This window comes from Aeromonas cavernicola, from assembly GCF_002795305.1.
Taxonomy (GTDB): Bacteria; Pseudomonadota; Gammaproteobacteria; order Enterobacterales; family Aeromonadaceae; genus Aeromonas; species Aeromonas cavernicola.
On record NZ_PGGC01000279.1, the window covers coordinates 1 to 683 of the forward strand.

Annotated in this window: 1 protein-coding gene; it reads left to right on the forward strand. The window is 67.5% G+C overall.

The features are described 5' to 3' along the window. Window positions 1-683 (forward strand): SbcC/MukB-like Walker B domain-containing protein (locus CUC53_RS18520; RefSeq protein WP_272896786.1); only part of this gene is annotated, 683 nt, incomplete at both ends.

Sequence of the window (683 nt, forward strand, 5' to 3'; positions counted from 1 at the left end):
CCCCGATGAACTCAAGGCGCGCCGCACTGCCCTGCAAGGGTTGGAAGATGCCCTTGGCGAGGCGCGCACCCGCCTTGCCGAGCGGCAACGGGCACTGGCGCTGGAGGAGAGCAAGCGGGATCGCTATCGGGAGCACCATCCCGAGCTGGCCGCCCTGCCGGATGCAGAGCTGAGCGAGCTGCTGGTGGCGCGGGGTGCCCGCTGCCGCGCCCTTGAAGAGCAGCTGTTCGAGTGCAAGAGCAAGCTGGCACAGGCCGAAGCCGAAGCCCTCAAGGCGGGCAGCCTGCAGCAGGAACTGACCGCCCAGCAGGCGGTGGCCGACCACTGGCAGCAGCTGTGCGATCTGATTGGGCAGGCCAACGGCGCCAAGTTCCGCACCTTCGCCCAGAGCCTCACCCTCGAGCGTCTGCTGCTGGAGGCCAACGCCCAGCTCGCCGAGCTGTCGCCGCGCTACCGGCTAGAGCGGGTGCCCGGCACCGATCTGGCGCTGCAGGTGTTGGATCTCGACATGGGGGACGAGGTGCGCTCGGTGGACTCCCTCTCCGGTGGCGAGAGTTTTCTGGTGTCGCTGGCGCTGGCGCTGGCCCTCTCCAGCCTCTCGTCACGGCAGACCCAGGTCGAGTCGCTGTTTATTGACGAGGGGTTTGGCACCCTCGATCCGGACCTGTCTCTTATACACATCT